The organism is Streptomyces sp. CWNU-52B, assembly GCF_047444975.1.
Classification (GTDB): Bacteria; Actinomycetota; Actinomycetes; order Streptomycetales; family Streptomycetaceae; genus Streptomyces.
Genome location: NZ_JBLFJV010000062.1, coordinates 1 through 18,101 on the forward strand (window position 1 = coordinate 1; position 18,101 = coordinate 18,101).

Below are 18,101 nucleotides of genomic sequence, written 5' to 3' on the forward strand. Positions count from 1 at the left end.
TCACCCCCGACCGCCTCACCCCCGTCCTGCGCCCCAAGGTCGACGCCGCCTGGTACCTCCACGACCTCACCCGCGACCTCCCCCTCACCCTCTTCGTCCTCTTCTCCTCCGCCGCCGGTGTCGTCGGCTCCCCCGGACAGGCCAACTACTCGGCGGCCAACCACTTCCTCGACGCGCTCGCACAGCACCGCAGGGCGAACGGCCTGCCCGCCGACTCCCTCGCCTGGGCGGCGTGGGGGCACGAGAAGGGCATGGCGTCCCGGCTGTCCGAGGTGGACCGGAGCCGGGCGACGCAGGCGGGTCTGCGTCCGATCGCACCGGCTGAGGGCTGCGCGCTGTTCGACGCGGCGATCGCCTCCTCCCATCCGACGACGGTGCCGATGCATCTCGACGTCGCCCTGATCGAGCGTCAGGCGGGCCCGCCCCTCCCGATACTGCGGGGACTGGTACGGGCGCCCGCCCGGCGCGTGGCCGCCACGGCGGCCGAGGACACCGGGGCGCTCGCGGAGCGCCTCGCCCTCCTCGACGACGCCGGCCAGGAGGAGCTTCTGCTCGACCTGGTGCGCACCGCGGTGGCGGCGATCCTCGGCCACAGCGGCACCGACCAGATCTCCGCCAGCTCCATCTTCACCGAGCTCGGATTCGACTCGCTGACGGCGGTCGAACTGCGCAATCTGCTGGAGGGCCAGACCGGTCTGCGCCTGCCGCCGACCCTGCTGTTCGACCACACCAGTCCGACGGCGCTGATCGCCCATCTGCGCTCGGAGTTCTCCAGCCGGACGGGGGCCGCGGCGCAGTCCACCGTGGACTTCCCGGCCGAGGTGCGGCTGGCGGACGACGTGGTCCCGGCCGAGGAGGTCGTCACCGTGGTCCCCGACCCGGAGCAGGTGTTCCTGACCGGGTCGACAGGGTTCGTCGGCGCCTTCCTGCTCAGGGACCTCATGCGCTCGACCGGCGCCACGATGCACTGCCTGGTCCGGGGCGCGGACGAGGCGGCCGCGCTCGACCGGCTGCGCGCGAACCTGACCTGGTACGGCATCTGGGACGAGATCGACGCCGACCGCCTGAAGGTCATCGCCGGCGATCTCGCCGAACCGCGCTTCGGCCTCGGCGCCGAGCGGTTCGACCGGCTCGCCCGTGAGGTCGACGTGGTGTACCACGCGGGTGCGACGGTCAACTGGCTGCACCCGTACCAGTCGCTGAAGGCGGCCAACGTGACCGGCACCGAGGAGGCGCTGCGGCTCGCCGCCCTGCACCGGACCGTTCCGCTGCACTACGTGTCGAGCACGGGTGTCTTCTCCAAGCCGGCGCCCGGTGGCCGCGGGCTGACCCCGGAGGATCCCACCGGGCCGCCGGAGGAGCTGACCAACGGCTACCGGCAGAGCAAGTACGTCGCCGAGAAGATCATCGGGCTGGCCCAGGAGCGCGGTCTGCCCGTGTCGGTCTACCGCGCCGACGTCATCTCGGGCGCGCAGACCAACGGCGCCTGCCAGACGCGTGACTTCGTCTGGCTGAGCCTGAAGGGCAGTCTCCAGGCCCGGACGGTACCGACCGGAGCGAACGCGCTGTTCCCGATGGTCCCGGTGGACTATGTCAGCGCGGCCGTCCTGGAGTTGTCCCGTACGACGAGCGGCCGGACCTTCCACCTCTTCAACCCGGTGGCCGTCAGCTTCGCCGACATGGTGACGCGGCTGCGTGAGTCCGGTTACACCCTGGACGAGGTGAGCTGGGACGAGTTCGTCGCCACGGTCCGCGACGACCGGGACAACGCGCTCTTCCCGACGATCGACATCTTCCGGAGCTACATGACCGCGGGCGAGGCCCTGTACATGGAGGTGGACGTCAGCACGACCGAGGCCGCCCTGGCCGGCACGGACATCGTCTGCCCGAAGATCGACGCCGACCTGTTCGCGACGTACACCGAGTTCTTCGCGAGCGTCGGCTACTTCCCGGCGTCGGAGAAGCTCGGGTAGGCACGGTCCGCAGAACGTCGGAAGGCCGTCAGCCGCGGGGATCGATGTGATCCCCGCGGCTGACGGCCTTCCGGCGTCCGGGTCCCCGGCCCGGGGACGGTGCCCCTGCCGGAACGACGAGCGGCGGTCGTCCCCGCGCGGACCGTCGAGAAGGACGGAACACGGGAAGCACGGGGCGACGGCGAGGGACGCAGGAGGACGAGCAGGACGGGCCCACGTCAGCGTAGGCCGGGCTCTCCCCGCCGGGAGGCTCACCGCCTCCGCGCCCCGCGGCACCGCGCAGGTCCTCCAACGCCCCGGCCTCGTACGGCCGGCGAGGCCCGGGAGGTGCGCTGCCTCCGCGCCCCGCATCGCCGCGCAGGCCCCCCGACATCCCAGCCCCGTACAGCCGGCGAGGCCCGCCGAACGGTCCGCCGCCACCGCGCCCCGCGACACCACACAAGCCCTCCGACATCCCGGCCCCGCACAGCCGGCGAGTCCCGGCAGGTGCGCTGCCACCGCGCCCCGCATCGCCGCGCAGGCCCCCGACGTCCCAGCCCCGCACAGCCGGCGAGGCCCGCCGGGAGGTCCGCCGCCGCCGCGCCCTTCGGCGCCGCGCGGGCCCTCCGACGTCACGGCCCCCTACAGCCCGCGGCCGTCGGCTTCACGTCGGCGGACGCCGTACGCGTGGGCCCGCCCGTCGTCCCTCCGCTCCCCCGGGGCCGGAACGCCGATGGTCCGCCGGGGTGTTCACCGCCCCGGCGGACCATCGGTGTGTCGACCGGGTCATGTGCCCCGGCTGATACGGCTCAGCTGCCGTCCAGGAACTGGAAGAGATCCTCGTCCGAGGCGTCGGTGACGTCGAACCGGACCGCGGAGGCGTCGTCGGATTCCCTGAAGGCGCGCAGCTTCGTCAGCAGGCCCTCGACACGGTCGACGATCTTGTCGCCGTCCGGACCCGTCGCCGAGGACATGGTCAGCACCGAATCCACCCGGTCCAGTTCGGTCAGCACCGAACCCGTCGGTGCCGTGGCACCGGCCGAGAGCTCGCGCACCAGCTCACGGGTGACGGCCGCCGCGTTCGGATGGTCGAAGACCAGTGTCTGGGCGAGCCTGAGGCCGGTCACGCCGGTGAGCCTGTTCCGGAACTCGACGGCGGACACCGAGTCGACACCGAGGTCGGAGAAGGCCCGGTCAGGATCGAGCGACCGGCCCGCCGCGTACTGGAGCACCTCGGCCATCTGGGTGCGTACGAGGTCGAGGAGTGCCTCGTACCGGTCCGCCTCCGGCAGTCCGGCCAGCCGCTCGGCCATGGAACCCGAGGCGGCCGTCGGCCGTGGGGCGCGCGCGGTGGCGCCCCGGCCCGCCAGCCGCCGCAGGATCGGCGGGACGTCGCTCTGAGCGCGGATGGAGGCCAGGTCCAGTGCCACGGGCACCAGCACCGGTTCGTCGATGCCGAGCGCGGCGTCCAGCATCGAGAGGCCCTGCTCGGAGGTCGACAGGGTCACCCCGAAGCGGCTCAGCCTGGCCACGTCCACCTCGCTCAGGTGCTCGGTCATCGTGCTGCGCTCGTCCCACATGCCCCAGGCCAGCGACACCCCGGGCAGCCCTTGGGCCCTCCGGTGCTGCGCGAGCGCGTCCAGGTAGGTGTTGCCCGCCGCGTAGTTCGCCTGTCCGGCCGGCCCGATCAGCCCGGACATCGAGGAGAACAGCACGAACGCCGACAGGTCGAGCTCGCGGGTCAGCTCGTGCAGGTTCAGCGCGGCGGCCGACTTGGGCCGCAGCACCGTGTCGAGCCGACGCGTGGTCAGGTCGGTCAGCAGGCCGTCGTCGAGCACTCCGGCCGCGTGCACCACACCGGTGAGCGGGGCGTCGGCCGGGATGGCGGCGAGCACCCCCGAGAGCGCGGCACGGTCCGCCGTGTCGCAGGCGGCCAGGACCACTTCGGCCCCCAGCCCGGTCAGCTCGGCCGCCAGGGCCACGCCGTTCGGGGAGTCGGCGCCCGTACGGCTGACCAGGACCAGCCGCCGTACCCCGTACGCGGTCACCAGGTGCCGTGCCACGACGGCACCGAGCGTTCCGGTACCGCCGGTGACGAGCACGGTGCCGGCGCCGAAGGCCGCTGGGGACACCGCGCCCCCGCCGCCCTCGGCCCTGGCCAGCCGGGGCACCAGGAACTGGCCGGACCGCAGGGCCAGTTGCGGCTCCTCGGCGATCAGGGCCGCCACCGCGTCCCAGCGCACCGGGTCGGCGTCCGTGTCCAGCAGCCCGAACCGGTGCGGATGCTCGGTCTGGGCCGTCCGTACCAGACCCCACACGCCCGCCTGGGCGAGCCCGTCGACCGGCTCCCCCGGCCCGGTGGCGACCGCTCCGCCGGTCACCAGTACGAGGGTTCCGGAGGCGAACCGTTCGTCGGCGAGCCACTCCTGCATGACGGTGAGCACCGCGCCGGTGATCTGTTCGGCGTCCGGCCCCGCCGGGCAGCGCAGGAACACCACTCCCGGGTCGGCGGGCACGTCCGCGAGCCCGTCCGCGAGCGTCCAGCGGACGGGTGCCGCCGGTCCGGCGGGCACCGTCGACCAGGCCACCCGGAACATCGAGTCCACGGTCGTGCCGGGCCCCGACGCCGGCATCTGCCGGAACCGCAGGCCGTCGACCGACGCCACCGGCGCTCCGGCCGCGTCCGCGAGCTGGACCGACACCACGTCCGTGCCGGAGGGCGCCATCCGCAGCCGCAGCGCGGACGCCCCGACCGCCGACAGGGACACACCCGACCAGGCGAACGGCAGAACGGCACCGTCCATCGCGTCGAGGACCGACCCGTACCAGACGGCGTGCAGCGCCGCGTCCAGCAGCGCCGGGTGCAGACCGAACCCGTCCGCCCCCTTCGCGGCGTCCGCCGGCAGGGCCGCCTCGGCGAACAGCTCGTCGCCGCGCCGCCACACCCCTGTCAGCCCCTGGAAGGCCGGACCGTAGTCGTAGCCGCGCGCGGCGAGGTCGCCGTACACGTCACCGAGCTCGACCTCCTCCGCCCCGTCCGGGGGCCAGACGGTGGCGTCGAAGGCGGCAGGCCGGGTCCAGCCGCTCAGCGAGCCCTCGGCGTGCCGGACCCACTCGCCGCCGTCCGGATGCGCGTGCACGGACACCTCGCGGTGTCCCGACTCGTCGGCCTTCCCGACCACCACCTGGACCCGCGCCCCGTCCCGCTCGCCCAGGACCAGCGGTGTGTGCACGGTCAGTTCGTCCAGCAGGTCGCAGCCGACCTCACGGCCGGCGCGCAGCGCCATCTCCACGAACACGGTGCCCGGCACGAACACCTGGCCGAACACCGCGTGGTCGGCCAGCCACGGCTGGGCCTCCAGCGACAGCCTGCCGGTCAGCACGGTCTCGCCGGACTCGGGCAGTGTCAGCACCGCGCCGAGCAGCGGATGTTCTCCGGTGATCAGTCCGGCGGCCCGCAGATCGCCCGCGGGCGCGGTGACGTCCATCCAGTACCGGTCACGCTGGAAGGCGTAGGTCGGCAGGTCCACGCCGACGGCGCCCGTCCCGGCGAACACCTGGTGCCAGTCCACCTCCACGCCGTGCACGTGCGCCGAGGCCAGCGCGGTCAGCGCGGTGGCCGGTTCCGGGCGGTCGGCCCGCAGCACCGGCAGTGCGACCGGGGCGGGGCCGTGGTCGCGCGCCGGGTCCCGCTCCGCGAAGCATCCCTCGGCCATCGTGGTGATCGCGGCGTCCGGGCCGATCCCGATGAAACGGGTCACCCCGTCCTCCTGGAGACGGCCCATGGTGGCGGCGAACCGCACCGGCTCACGGACCTGACGCACCCAGTACTCCACCGAGCGCACCGTCTCCGCCGCCAGCGGCTCGCCGGTGACCGTGGACATGATCGGCAGCAGCGGCTCGTGGAACGCCACGTCGGCGAGGACCGCGCGGTAGGACTCCAGCATCGGGTCCATCAGGGGCGAGTGGAACGCGTGGCTCACGCGGAGCCGCTTCGTGCGCCGGCCGAGGGCGGCGAAGTGCTCGGCGATCCGCAGCACGGCGTCCTCGTCGCCCGACACGACCACCGATTCCGGCCCGTTCACGGAGGCGATGCCGACGGCGTCGCCCTCCAGCGCCGCCACGACCTCGTCCTCGGTCGCCCGGATCGACACCATCGCGCCGTCCTGGGGCAGTGCCTCCATCAGCCGGCCACGCGCGGCCACCACCCGGCAGGCGTCCTCAAGGGTCCACAGTCCGGCGACGAAGGCCGCCGACAGCTCACCGAGCGAGTGGCCGGCCAGCGCCTCGGGCAGCACGCCCCAGGAGCCGAGCAGCCGGGTCAGCGCGACCTCGACCGCGAACAGCGCGGGCTGCGCCCACCCGGTCCGGTCCAGCAGCCCCGCAAGGTCCGCGTCCTCGGCCGCCGTACCGGCGTCGGTGGCGGCGTCCGTGGCGGCATCCGTCTCGGCCCCGGCGAACAGCACGTCGCGCAGCGGCCGGTCCAGCAGGCCGTCGAATCCGGCGCACACCTCGTCCAGCGCCGTCGCGAAGGCGGGGAACTCCGCGTACAGCTCCCTGCCCATCCCGAGGCGCTGGGTGCCCTGTCCGGCGAACAGGAAGGCGGTACGGCCCGGGTGTGCGACGCCGCGCACCACACCGGTGTCCGTGCCACCGTCGGCGAGCGCCCGCAGGCCGGCGAGCAGTCCGTCGCGGTCGCCCGCCACCACCGCGGCCCGCTGCTCGAACGCCACCTTGGCGGTCGCCAGCGAGAATCCGGCGGCGAGCGGTTCCAGGGCGGCCGTCGGGTCCGTGGAGTCCGTGGGCTCCGGAGCCTCCAGCTCGGCCAGCAGCCGCGCGGCCTGGCCGGCCAGCGCGTCGGGGGTCTTGCCGGACAGCACCCACGGCACGAGCGGCAGGGACACCGGTGCGTCCGGTTCACCGGCCCCGGTCCCGGCGGCCCCGGCCTCCGGTGCCTCCTCCAGGATCAGGTGCGCGTTGGTGCCGCTGATCCCGAAGGACGACACCGCGGCCCGCCGCGGGGCGCCCGTCACCGGCCACGCACGCCGCTCGGTCAGCAGACCGACCGTCCCGTCCGTCCAGTCCACGTGCGACGACGGGGTGTCCACGTGCAGGGTCCGGGGCAGCACACCGTGCCGCAGCGCCTGCACCATCTTGATGACACCGCCGACTCCGGCGGCGGCCTGGGTGTGCCCGATGTTGGACTTCAGCGAGCCGAGCCACACGGGACGGTCGCGGTCCCGGCCGAGGCCGTAGGTGTCCAGGACCGCCTGCGCCTCGATGGGGTCGCCGAGGCTGGTGCCGGTGCCGTGTGCCTCCACCGCGTCCACGTCCGAAGGGGACAGACCGGCGTCGGCGAGCGCCTGCCTGATCACCCGTTGCTGGGACGGTCCGTTCGGCGCGGTGAACCCGTTCGACGCGCCGTCCTGGTTGACCGCGCTGCCGCGCACCACGGCGAGCACCGGGTGTCCGAGCCGCACGGCGTCCGAGAGCCGCTCCACCAGGATCATGGCGGCGCCCTCGGCCAGGCCGGTGCCGTCGGCCGTGTCCGCGAAGGACTTGCAGCGCCCGTCGGGGGACAGTCCGCGCTGCCGGCTGAACGCGACGAGCATGCCCGGGGTGGACATGACCGTGGCGCCACCGGCCAGCGCCATCGTGCACTCCCCGCGGCGCAGGGCCTGGACGGCCAGGTGCAGGGCGACCAGCGACGACGAGCACGCCGTGTCGACGGTGACCGCGGGCCCCTCGAAGCCGAAGGTGTACGCGATCCGCCCGGAGGTGGCGCTGTTCGTGACGCCGGTGAGCAGGTGCGCCTCCGCACCGCCGGCCGCCTCGTGCAGCCGGGGCCCGTAGTCCGTCGCCATGGCTCCCGCGAACACGCCGACCCGGGCGCCGCGCAGCGAGGCGGGGCGGACCTCGGCCCGCTCCATCGCCTCCCACGAGGTCTCCAGCAGCAGCCGCTGCTGGGGGTCCATCGCCACCGCCTCGCGCGGGGAGATCTCGAAGAACTCGGCGTCGAACTCGGTGGCTCCGCGCAGGAATCCGCCGCGCCGGGTGTAGGTGCGGCCGGACACGTCCGGGTCCTGGTCGTACAGCGCGTCCATGTCCCAGCCCCGGTCGGCGGGGGACTCGGTGATCGCGTCGCCGCCGGTGTCCAGCAGCCGCCACAGGTCCTCGGGCGAGCTGACGTCGCCGGGGTAGCGGCATGCCATGCCGATGACGGCGACCGGTTCCTGACCGCCCTCCTCGGCCTCCCGCAGCTGCTGCTTGGTCTGCTGGAGTTCGGCCGTGACGCGTTTGAGGTACTCGACCAGCTTCTCTTCGTTGCTCATGAGCACTCCGTTCAGATTGTGCCGAGTTCGCCGTCGATGAGATCGAAGAGCTCGTCGAGCGCCAGCCCGTCCAGCTGACGGACGGGCGGCGCGGGGGTGGATGGAGCCGCCGGCGCGGACGGTTCCGCCGGGCCGAGCGCCGCGCCGAGGTGGCCGGCGAGTGCCGACGGCGTCGGGTAGTCGAACACCAGCGTGGCGCGCAGCCGCAGGCCGGTCGCCGCGCCCAGCCGGTTGCGCAGTTCCACCGCGGTCAGCGAGTCGAAGCCGAGCTCCTTGAAGCTCCGGTCGGGGGTGACCGTGCCCGGTGTGCCGTGTGCCAGCACGGTGGCGGTGTGCTCCCGTACGAGGCCGAGCAGGGCTTCCGCGCGTTCCTCGTCGGTCATCGCGGAGAGGCTGTCGCCGAGGGACGCGGCGCCCGCCCGGTCGACGGCCGCTGCCTCCGCCCGCCTGACCCGGTCGCGGACCACGCCGCGCAGCAGCGCGGGCACCGGGCCCTGTGCGCGTACGGCGGCCGGGTCGACCCTGGCCGGGACGAGCAGGGTCTCGCCGGAGGCGAGCGCGGCGTCGAAGAGGGCCAGGCCCTCCTCCGAGGACATCGGGGCCAGTCCGGCCCGGCTCATCCGGCTCAGGTCGGTGTCCGAGAGCTGGCCGGTCATTCCGCTGGCCTTCGCCCACAAGCCCCAGGCGAGCGACACGGTGGGCAGGCCCCGGGCCACGCGGTACTGGGCCAGGGCGTCCATGAACACGTTGGCCGCCGCGTAGTTCGCCTGTCCCGGCAGTCCGAAGACGCCCGCGACGGAGGAGAACAGGACGAACATCGACAGGTCGAGGCCGCGGGTCAGCTGGTGCAGGTTCAGTGCGGCGTCGACCTTCGGCCGCAGCACACGCTCCAGTTGCTCCGGCTGCATCGCCTCGATCACCGTGTCGTCCAGCGTTCCCGCGGCGTGCACCACACCCGTCAGCGGCCGATCGGCCGGCACGGACGCCAGCAGCGCGGCCAGCGCGGCCTTGTCGGCGGTGTCGCAGGCCGCCACGGTGACGGTCGCGCCCAGCCCGGTCAGCTCCGCCGCGAGTTCGGCCGCGCCGGGGGAATCGGGGCCGCGCCTGCTGGTCAGCAGCAGATGAGTGGCCCCGTACCTGGTCACCAGGTGCCGGGCGAAGAGGCCGCCGAGGGTTCCGGTGGCACCGGTGAGCAGCACCGTGCCCGTCGCGAGGTCGGGCCGCACCGCCGGCCTGGGGGTGACCCGGGCGAGCCGGGGCACCACCGGCCGGCCCTTGCGGATCGCCAGTTGCGGCTCGCCGGTGGCCAGGGCGGCCGACAGGGCCGTGACCGACTCCTGGTGACCGTCCAGGTCGATGACGACGAACCGGTCCGGGTGCTCCCGCTGGGCCGAGCGCACCATGCCCCAGGCCCCGGCGGCGGCCACGCCGAGCATGTCCGCCTCGACCGGTTCCATGACCGGTTCCACGGCCATCGCGTTCCTGGTGACCAGCACCAGTTTCGACGCGGCGAACCGCTCGTCGGCGAGCCACTCCTGGATCAGCCGCAGGGTGCGGCCCACCAGGGCGTGGACACCGTCCGCGGTGGCCTCGCCGGTCAGGGTGGCGAACACCACCTCGGGCACCGTTCCGGCGCCGGCCAGGGCGTCGAGATCCGTGTGGGACGGCAGTCCGAGTCCGAGCCCGAGTTCGTCGGGGCCGGCGAGCGCCCACGGCCGCGGACCGCCGGGGAGTTCCGGTACACCTGCCTCCAGCCAGTCCACCCGGAACAGGCCGTCCGCGGGCCCGGCGGCCGGTTCCCCGGCCGGGACCGGCAGCAGCGCCAGCGCCTCGACCGAGGCCACCGGCGCACCGGTGCTGTCGGCGAGACGCAGCGCGACCGTGTCCGCGCCGTCCGGTGTGATCCACACCCGCAGCGCGGAGGCGCCGCCGGCCTGCAGCGACACTCCCTGCCAGGAGAACGGCAGCCGGCAGTCCTGGCCGTCCCCGACCACCGGGTGCAGCGCGGCGTCCAGCAGCGCCGGGTGCAGCCCGTACCGGGTGGCCTCCGCCTCGATCTCCGGCGGCAGCGTGACCTCGGCGAAGATCTCCGTGCCCCGCCGCCACCAGGAGCGCAGGCCCTGGAACGCCGGGCCGTAGTGGTAGCCGAGCGCGGTCCAGCGGTCGTACCCGCCGTCCCACTCGACCGCCACGGCGCCGGGCGGCGGCCAGTCGGTCAGGTCGAACTCCTCGCCGGGGCCGGAGGCGAGAGCACCGCTCGCGTGCCGGGTCCAGCCGCCGGAGCCGTCCGCGGGGCGTGCGTGCACCGCCAGGTCGCAGCGGCCCGAGCGGTCCGGTTCGCCGACCGTGACCCGGATGTCGACCCTGCCGTGCGGCGGCAGGATCAGCGGGATCTCGCAGGTCAGCTCGGCCACCTGGTCGCAGCCCACCTCGTCGCCCGCGCGGACCGCCAGCTCCAGGAAGGCGGTGCCGGGCAGCAGCACCGTGTCGCCCAGTCCGTGGTCGGTCAGCCAGGGCTGGGTCTGCCGGGACAGCTGTCCGGTGAGGACGAGACCGCCGGAGTCCGGCAGTTCCACCACCGCGCCGAGCAGCGGGTGTTCCGCCGCGGTCAGGCCCGCGGCCTCGACGTTCCCCGACCCGGCGTCCGGAGCCAGGGCGAGCCAGTAGCTCTGCCGCCGGAAGGCGGAGGTGGGGACGTCGGCCTGCCGGGCACCGGGGAAGACGGCCCGCCAGTCGGGGCTCGCCCCGTGTGCGTACACCTCGGCCAGTGAGGTCAGGAACCGCTTGACGCCACCGTCACCGCGGCGCAGCGAGCCGACGGCGACCGCGTCCTCCCGGATGTCCTCGACGGCAGCCGTCAGCACGGGATGCGGAGTCATCTCCACGAACAGGGAGTGCCCGCGCTCGGCCAGTACGTCGACCGTCTCCGCGAAGCGGACCCGCTCGCGCAGATTGCTGTACCAGTACTCGCCGTTCAGTCCGGTGGTGTCCAGCACGTCGGCGGTCACCGTCGAGTAGAACGGGATCGTCGAGGGCCGGGGCGTCAGCCCGGCCATGACGGTGAGCAGTTCGTCCCGGATCGGCTCCACGTGCGCCGAGTGCGACGCGTAGTCCGCCAGGAGCCGCTTGGCCCGTATCCCGTCCGCCTCGCACGCGGCGACCAGCTCGACCAGCGCGTCGATGTCACCGGCGACGACGACGGACGTCGGGCCGTTCACCACGGCCACCGAGAGCCGGCCCTCCCAGGGGCGCAGGATCTCGGCGACCTCGTCCTCGGGCAGCGCGAGCGAGACCAGGCCGCCGGAGCCGGACAGCGCGCGGACGGTCTTGCTGCGCAGCGCGACGACCTTCGCGGCGTCGGCGATGTCGAGGGCGCCGGCCACGCAGGCGGCGGCGATCTCCCCCTGTGAGTTGCCCACGACCGCGCTGGGCTCAAGGCCGTAGGAGCGCCACAGCGCGGCCAGCGACACCATGATCGCGAACAGCACGGACGGCAGTACATCGACCTTTTCCAGCGCCTCTTCGTCCCGCAGCACCTCGAACAGGTCCCAGTCGAAGTGCGGGGCGAGCGCGTCCGCGCACGCGCGCATCGTGTCGGCGAACACGGGCGACTCGTCGAGCATCTGCAGGGCCATACCGGGCCACTGCGACCCCTGGCCGGGGAAGACGAAGACCACCCCGCCCACGTCCCGCGCGGTGCCGCGCACCACACCCGGCGCCTCGGTGCCGTCGGCGACGGCGGCCAGCCCCCTGCGCAGCCCGGCCAGGTCGGACGCGACGACGGCGGCGCGGTGCGGCAGGCCGGAGCGGGCGGCGGCGAGCGAGAGGCCCGCGTCCGCCCGGTCCAGCCAGGGATCGGCGTCGACGAAGGACAGCAGGGCGGCGGCCTGCGAGGCCACGGCGTCCTCGCTGCTCGCGGAGAACACCCACGGCAGCTCGGGGTCGGCGGACACCGCAGGCGAGGCCGCCCCGGGGTCCGTCGCGCCGTCCCCGGCGACGGGTACGGCCGCCGGTACGGGTACGGGCTCCGGCGGGGCCTCCTCGATGATCACGTGCGCGTTGGTGCCGCTGATGCCGAAGGAGGACACCCCGGCCCGGCGCGCGCGGCCGCTGTCCGGCCATGCCCGCGCCTCGGTCGCCAGTTCCACCCCGCCGGCGGTCCAGTCGACGTGCGGGGTCGGTTCGTCGACGTGCAGGGTCTTCGGCACCGTTTCGTGCCGCAGCGCCTGGACCATCTTGATCACACCGGCCACACCGGCGGCGGCCTGGGCATGGCCGATGTTGGACTTCAGCGAGCCCAGCAGCAGCGGACGGTCCGGTTCCCGGCCGCGGCCGTACGTGGCGGCCAGCGCCTCCGCCTCGATCGGGTCGCCGAGCAGCGTTCCGGTGCCGTGCGCCTCGACGACGTCGACGTCGCCGGTGGACAGCCCCGCGCCGGCGAGTGCCTGGCGGATCACGCGCTCCTGGGCGACGCCGTTGGGCGCGGTGAGTCCGTTGGACGCCCCGTCCTGGTTGACGGCGCTGCCGCGCACCACGGCCAGGACCCGGTGCCCGTTGCGTCGTGCGTCCGACAGCCGTTCGAGGACCACGGTTCCCGCGCCCTCGGCCCATCCGGTGCCGTCGGCGGTGGAGGAGAACGCCTTGCAGCGGCCGTCCACGGACAGCGCGTGCTGGCGGCTCAGCTCGACGAACATCCCCGGCCCCGACATCACCGCGACGCCGCCGGCCAGGGCCAGCGAGCACTCTCCGGCGCGCAGGGCACGCGCCGCGAGATGCAGCGCCACCAGCGAGGAGGAGCACGCGGTGTCCACCGTGATGGCGGGGCCGTGGAGTCCGAGCGTGTAGGCGATCCGGCCGGACACGACGCTGATCGAGCTGCCGGTCAGCCGGTAGCCGTCGGTCTCGGCGTCCGCGACGTGCAGCCGGGGGCCGTAGTCCTGCTCCATCGCGCCGACGAAGACTCCGACGGACGCGCCCCGCTGGCCGACGGGATCGATACCGGCGCGCTCCAGGGCCTCCCAGGAGGTCTCCAGGAGCAGCCGCTGCTGCGGGTCCATGGCGAGGGCTTCCCTGGGCGAGATGCCGAAGAACCCGGGGTCGAACTGGTCGGCGTCGTACAGGAAGCCGCCCTGCCGGGTGTACGACGTGCCGCTGCGGCCCGATTCCGTGTCGGGGTCGTAGAGCCGGTCGGTGTCCCAGCCGCGGTTGGTGGGGAAGTCCGAGATCGCGTCCGTCTCGTTCAGGACGAGCTGCCACAGGTCGTCCGGTGAGGTGACACCGCCGGGGAGCCGGCAGGCCATCCCGACGATCGCGATCGGTTCGTCGTCCGCGAGGCCGGCCGGCTCCGCGGCGGCGGGAGCGGTGGGCTCCTCGGCGCCGGAGGCCAGCGCGCGCAGGTGGTCGGCGAGTTCGGTGGGCGTCGGGTGGCCGAACAGCACGCCCGTCGGCAGCGTGAGGCCGGTCGCCGCCCGCAGCCGGTCCCGGAGTTCCACCGAGGACAGGGAGTCGATGCCGAGTTCCTTGAACGTCGTACCGGGATCCACCGCTTCGCCGCCCGCGTGGCCGAGCACGACGGCGAGGGCCGACCGCACCAGCGTCAGCATCTCGGGCCCGGCGGGCAGGGCCGCCGGGGTGGCCTCCGCCGCCGGGGGCTCCGTCTCCAGCAGCTCGGCCCCCTCCGGGGCTTCCAGGGGTGCGGTGGTCCGGACCGTGGTCCCGGCGAGCCAGTGGCGCTCACGCTGGAAGGCGTACGTGGGCAGTTTCACCGTGCGGGCGCCGCGCAGCGCGAACACCCGGGGCCAGTCCACCGCGACCCCGCGCACGTGCAGCCCGGCGAGCGAGGTGAGGAACCGTTCCGGACCGCCCTCACGGTTGCGCAGCGAGCCGGTGACCACGGCGGACTCCAGCCCGGCCTGCTCCACGGTGTCGCGCAGGGCCGGCAGGAGCACGGGATGGGGGCTGCACTCGACGAACACCGTGTGCCCGTCGCGCACCAGCGCCGCGGTCGCCTGCTCCAGCTGGACGGTCTGCCGCAGATTCCGGTACCAGTACGCGGCGTCCAGGCCGCTGGTGTCGATCGGGGCGCCGGTCACCGTGGAGTAGAAGGGCACCGACGAGGTCTGCGGCCGGATGCCGTCCAGCACGGTGGACAACCGCTCCTGGATCTGTTCGACCTGGGCGGAGTGCGAGGCGTAGTCGACCGCGATCCGCCGGGTCTCGATGCCGTCCTGGGCCCATCGCGCGGCCAGTGCGTCCAGTGCCTCGGGGGCCCCGGACAGCACCACCGACGCCGGGCCGTTCGCCGCCGCGACGGACACCTCGCCGTCCCACTCGGCGAGCCGTTCGCGTACCTCGTCGGCCGACCGCAGCACCGACATCATGCCGCCGCGCCCGGACAGCGCCGTCAGGGCCTGGCTGCGCAGGGTCACCACGCGTGCGGCGTCCTCCAGCGAGAGGGCGCCCGCCACGCAGGCCGCGGCGATCTCGCCCTGGCTGTGTCCGACGACCGCCGAGGGCTCGACGCCGCAGGAGCGCCACAGGGCGGCCAGCGACACCATCACCGCGAACAGCGCGGGCTGTACCACGTCCACCCGCTTCAGCGCCTCGGCGTCCCGCAGCACCTCGGTCAGCGACCAGTCGACGTAGGGCGCGAACGCCTCTTCACACGCCTGGATCGACGCGGCGAACTCCGGTACGGAGTCCAGCAGCTCGACGGCCATGCCCGGCCACTGCGCGCCCTGGCCGGGGAAGGCGAACACCACTTTCCCCGGCTCGACGGCCTGTCCCTCGATCACCCCGGCGACGGCCTCGCCACCGGCGAACCCGGCCAGACGGCTGCGCAGTTCGGCCCGGTCGCCGCCGACCACGACCGCACGGTGGCGGAAGGCCGTCCTGGTGGTGGCGAGGGACAGCCCGATGTCCGCGGCGGACTCGTCACCCTCGTCCACGAAGGACAGCAGCCGGGCCGCCTGGGCGCGCAGCGCCTCCGTGGAGCGCCCGGCGATCGGCCACGCCGACGCGCCGGTCTCCGGGCGCCGGTCGGCCGTCGGAGCGGCGGACGAGGCCGGTGCCTCGGCCGCCACCGGGGGTTCGCCGACCACCAGGTGGCAGTTCGTGCCGCCCATGCCGAACGAACTCACCCCGGCCACCAGGGGCCGGTCCGGCTCGGGCCACGGCGTCAGCTCGGTCTGCACCCGCAGCCTGAGGTCGTCGAGGGGGATGTCCGGGTGCGGTGTGACGAAGTTCAGGCTCGGCGGCAGCGACCGGTGACGGATGCTCAGGGCCACCTTGAGCAGCCCGGCTATGCCGCCGGCGCCCTCCAGGTGGCCGATGTTGGTCTTGACCGAGCCGACCCGCAGCGGCGCACCGGACGGCCGGACGCGTCCGAGCGCGGCACCGAGCGCGGCCGCCTCGATGGGGTCGCCCACCTTCGTACCGCTGCCGTGCAGCTCCACGTACTGCACGCTGCGCATCGCGACACCGGCCCGCCGGTACGCCTGCCGGACGACCTCCTCCTGTGCGGAGCGGCTCGGCACGGTGAGGCCGGCCTGATCGCCGTCCCCCGCGCCGTCGTTGTTCATGGCGCCACCGCTCAGGACGCAGTAGATGTCGTCGCCGTCGGCGAGCGCGGTGTCCAGCGGCTTGAGGACGACGATCCCGCCGCCCTCACCGCGCACGAACCCGTTGGCCCGCACGTCGAAGGTGAAGCACCGGCCGTCCGGCGACAGTCCGCCGAACCGCGAGGCGCCGAGTGTCGTCTCGCTCAGGATGTTGAGGTTCACGCCCCCGGCGACGGCCACACCGCACTCGCCGCGGCGCAGGCTCTCGGCCGCCAGGTGGACGGCCACCAGGGAGGACGACTGGGCGGTGTCCACCGTCATGCTCGGTCCGCGCAGGCCGAGGTGGTAGGAGACCCGGTTGGCGATGATCCCGCGGCGGGTTCCGGTCATCGTGTGCCGGCTGACTCCGTCCGGGCCCAGCCGGTCCTGGAGCGCCGCGTAGTCGTCCCACATGACGCCGACGAACATCCCGGTGTCGCTGCCGCCGAGTGCGGCGGGAACGATGCGCGCGTCCTCCAGCGCCTCCCAGGCGAGCTCCAGCGTCAGGCGCTGCTGCGGGTCCATCGCGGCGGCCTCGCGCGGTGAGATCCCGAAGAACGCCGCGTCGAAACGGTCGACCTGCTCGACGAATCCGCCGAAGCGGTTCGGGAGCTCCGCACCGGGCCACCGGTCGGCCGGGGCCTCCCGTACGGCATTGGTCCCGTCCCTCAGCAGCCGCCAGAACTCGTGGCCGTCGCCAGCCTCAGGAAACCGACAAGCCAACCCGACCACAGCGATCTGTCTCATATTCACAGTGAACCGTGGGCTTCGAAGTGTCTGCTTGTTTCACGGTCCCAGAATGCGGTGGGAAATCTGGTCACCGACGACAGTCGGACGGGTTAAAAGAATTTGCGAACAAAAAGGCGCGCCGATATTGCCCGACGGCGTTTTACTTTGTTGCCGTCGAGCAGTATCGACGCGTGACGCGACGAGGGGCGCTCGATGAAACTCGCCCGTTGCCTTTTGTCAGTACAGCAGGGTCACCGACGGGTGGATGTCCAGTACCGCACGGCTGTAGTCCTCGAGAATGGCAGGACCGTTGGTCGAGGTGTGGCGGCTCATCACGGCGATATCACGCCAGAGGCGCTGCAGCGGGTTCGACAGGGAGAAGGCACTCGCCCCGACCGCGTCGATGAGCTTCTCCACGCCGGCCCGCGCCTTCTCCTGGGCGGACCTCTCGTGCATGCGCGCGCTGGCCCGCACGATCCACGGCAGGGGGGTCGTCTCCGGGATCCCGTCGAGCGTGGCACCGACCTCACGCAGGTGCAGGGCGGCCGTCTCTATGAGGTGGACGCCCTCGGCGAAGGCCATCTGCACCGACGGCGCGTCGACGGCCGCCTCGTAGACGGTGTAGTTGATCCCCCGTCGCTTGTCGAGCAGCTCGCGAGCGGCCTCGACCGCTCCCTGGGCCGCACCGACGAGCGCGGCCAGGGACTGCGCGCTGCCCTGGGTGAGCTGGCTGTCGCGCTCCTCCTCTCCCTTCAGGTCGGTGAAGCTGAACACCAGGCCCCGGCGCTCCGGGACGAAGACGTCCTCCGCCACACACGTGTGGGTGCCGGAACCGGCCAGGCCGGCCGAGTGCCAGGTCCGCTCGATCTTCAGGTCGCTCAGGGGCACCGCGACGCCCACGAGGTCCGTGGTGGGCTCGTCGCCGTCGTGGATGATCACGCCGGGTACGCACGCCCAGTCCGCGATCTCACAGGCGGAGCTCCACGGGAACGTCCCGCTGATCCGGAAGCCGCCCTCGACGCGCCGGGCCTTGGTCGTGGTCAGGCTGGCCGTGGAGAGCACGAACGCGTCGGGGTTGCCCTCGAACATGTCGTCGATCGCCGTGTCCGGCAGACCGTCCAGGGCGAACCGGGTGGACGCCGTCTCGATCGCGAGGTTCCAGCCCGCGGACCCACACGCCTTGCCCACCTCGGTGACGACCGCGATCAGGTCGGGCAGCGACAGGTCGTAACCGCCGTACCGGGTCGGCGTCGAGAGGCGGAACAGCTTCGCGTCCCGGAGAGCGACCACGACCTCCTCGGCGAGCCTGCGGTCCTGCTCGGTCTTCACCGCGTGCTCGCGGATCAGGGGCGCCAGCTCGCGGGCGCGCGCCACGATCTCCGCCGGGTCGACCGCCGGACCGGCCGTTCCCTCTGCCCGCTCATCGGTCACTGCTGTCACGGAACCTCTCCTTCGGTTTGTGGGTCGTCGGGCCGACCTCCCTGCTGAGG

General features: G+C 73.6%; 4 protein-coding genes. 1 reads left to right on the forward strand and 3 read right to left on the reverse strand.

What is annotated here, in order from left to right:
• Positions 1-1,973, forward strand: a 1,973-nt coding sequence (locus ACLVWQ_RS39120) for a thioester reductase domain-containing protein (protein ID WP_414114086.1), incomplete at its 5' end; no start/stop codon positions are given.
• A 788-nt stretch (positions 1,974-2,761) separates the two neighbouring features.
• Here ACLVWQ_RS39120 and ACLVWQ_RS39125 read toward each other — a convergent pair.
• The 3 genes from ACLVWQ_RS39125 to ACLVWQ_RS39135 all read right to left on the reverse strand — a co-directional run bounded on the left by ACLVWQ_RS39125 (position 2,762) and on the right by ACLVWQ_RS39135 (position 18,051).
• Positions 2,762-8,290: an SDR family NAD(P)-dependent oxidoreductase gene (locus tag ACLVWQ_RS39125; RefSeq protein WP_414114087.1), complete on the reverse strand. Its 5,529-nt coding sequence runs from the start codon at positions 8,288-8,290 to the stop codon at positions 2,762-2,764.
• 5 nt (positions 8,291-8,295) lie between these two features.
• Positions 8,296-16,629, reverse strand: coding sequence for a type I polyketide synthase (locus tag ACLVWQ_RS39130; protein ID WP_414114088.1), 8,334 nt, complete (start codon positions 16,627-16,629; stop codon positions 8,296-8,298).
• Between the two features lie 219 nt (positions 16,630-16,848).
• Positions 16,849-18,051, reverse strand: coding sequence for an acyl-CoA dehydrogenase family protein (locus ACLVWQ_RS39135; protein WP_414114089.1), 1,203 nt, complete (start codon positions 18,049-18,051; stop codon positions 16,849-16,851).
• Between the last annotated feature and the right edge of the window lie 50 nt (positions 18,052-18,101).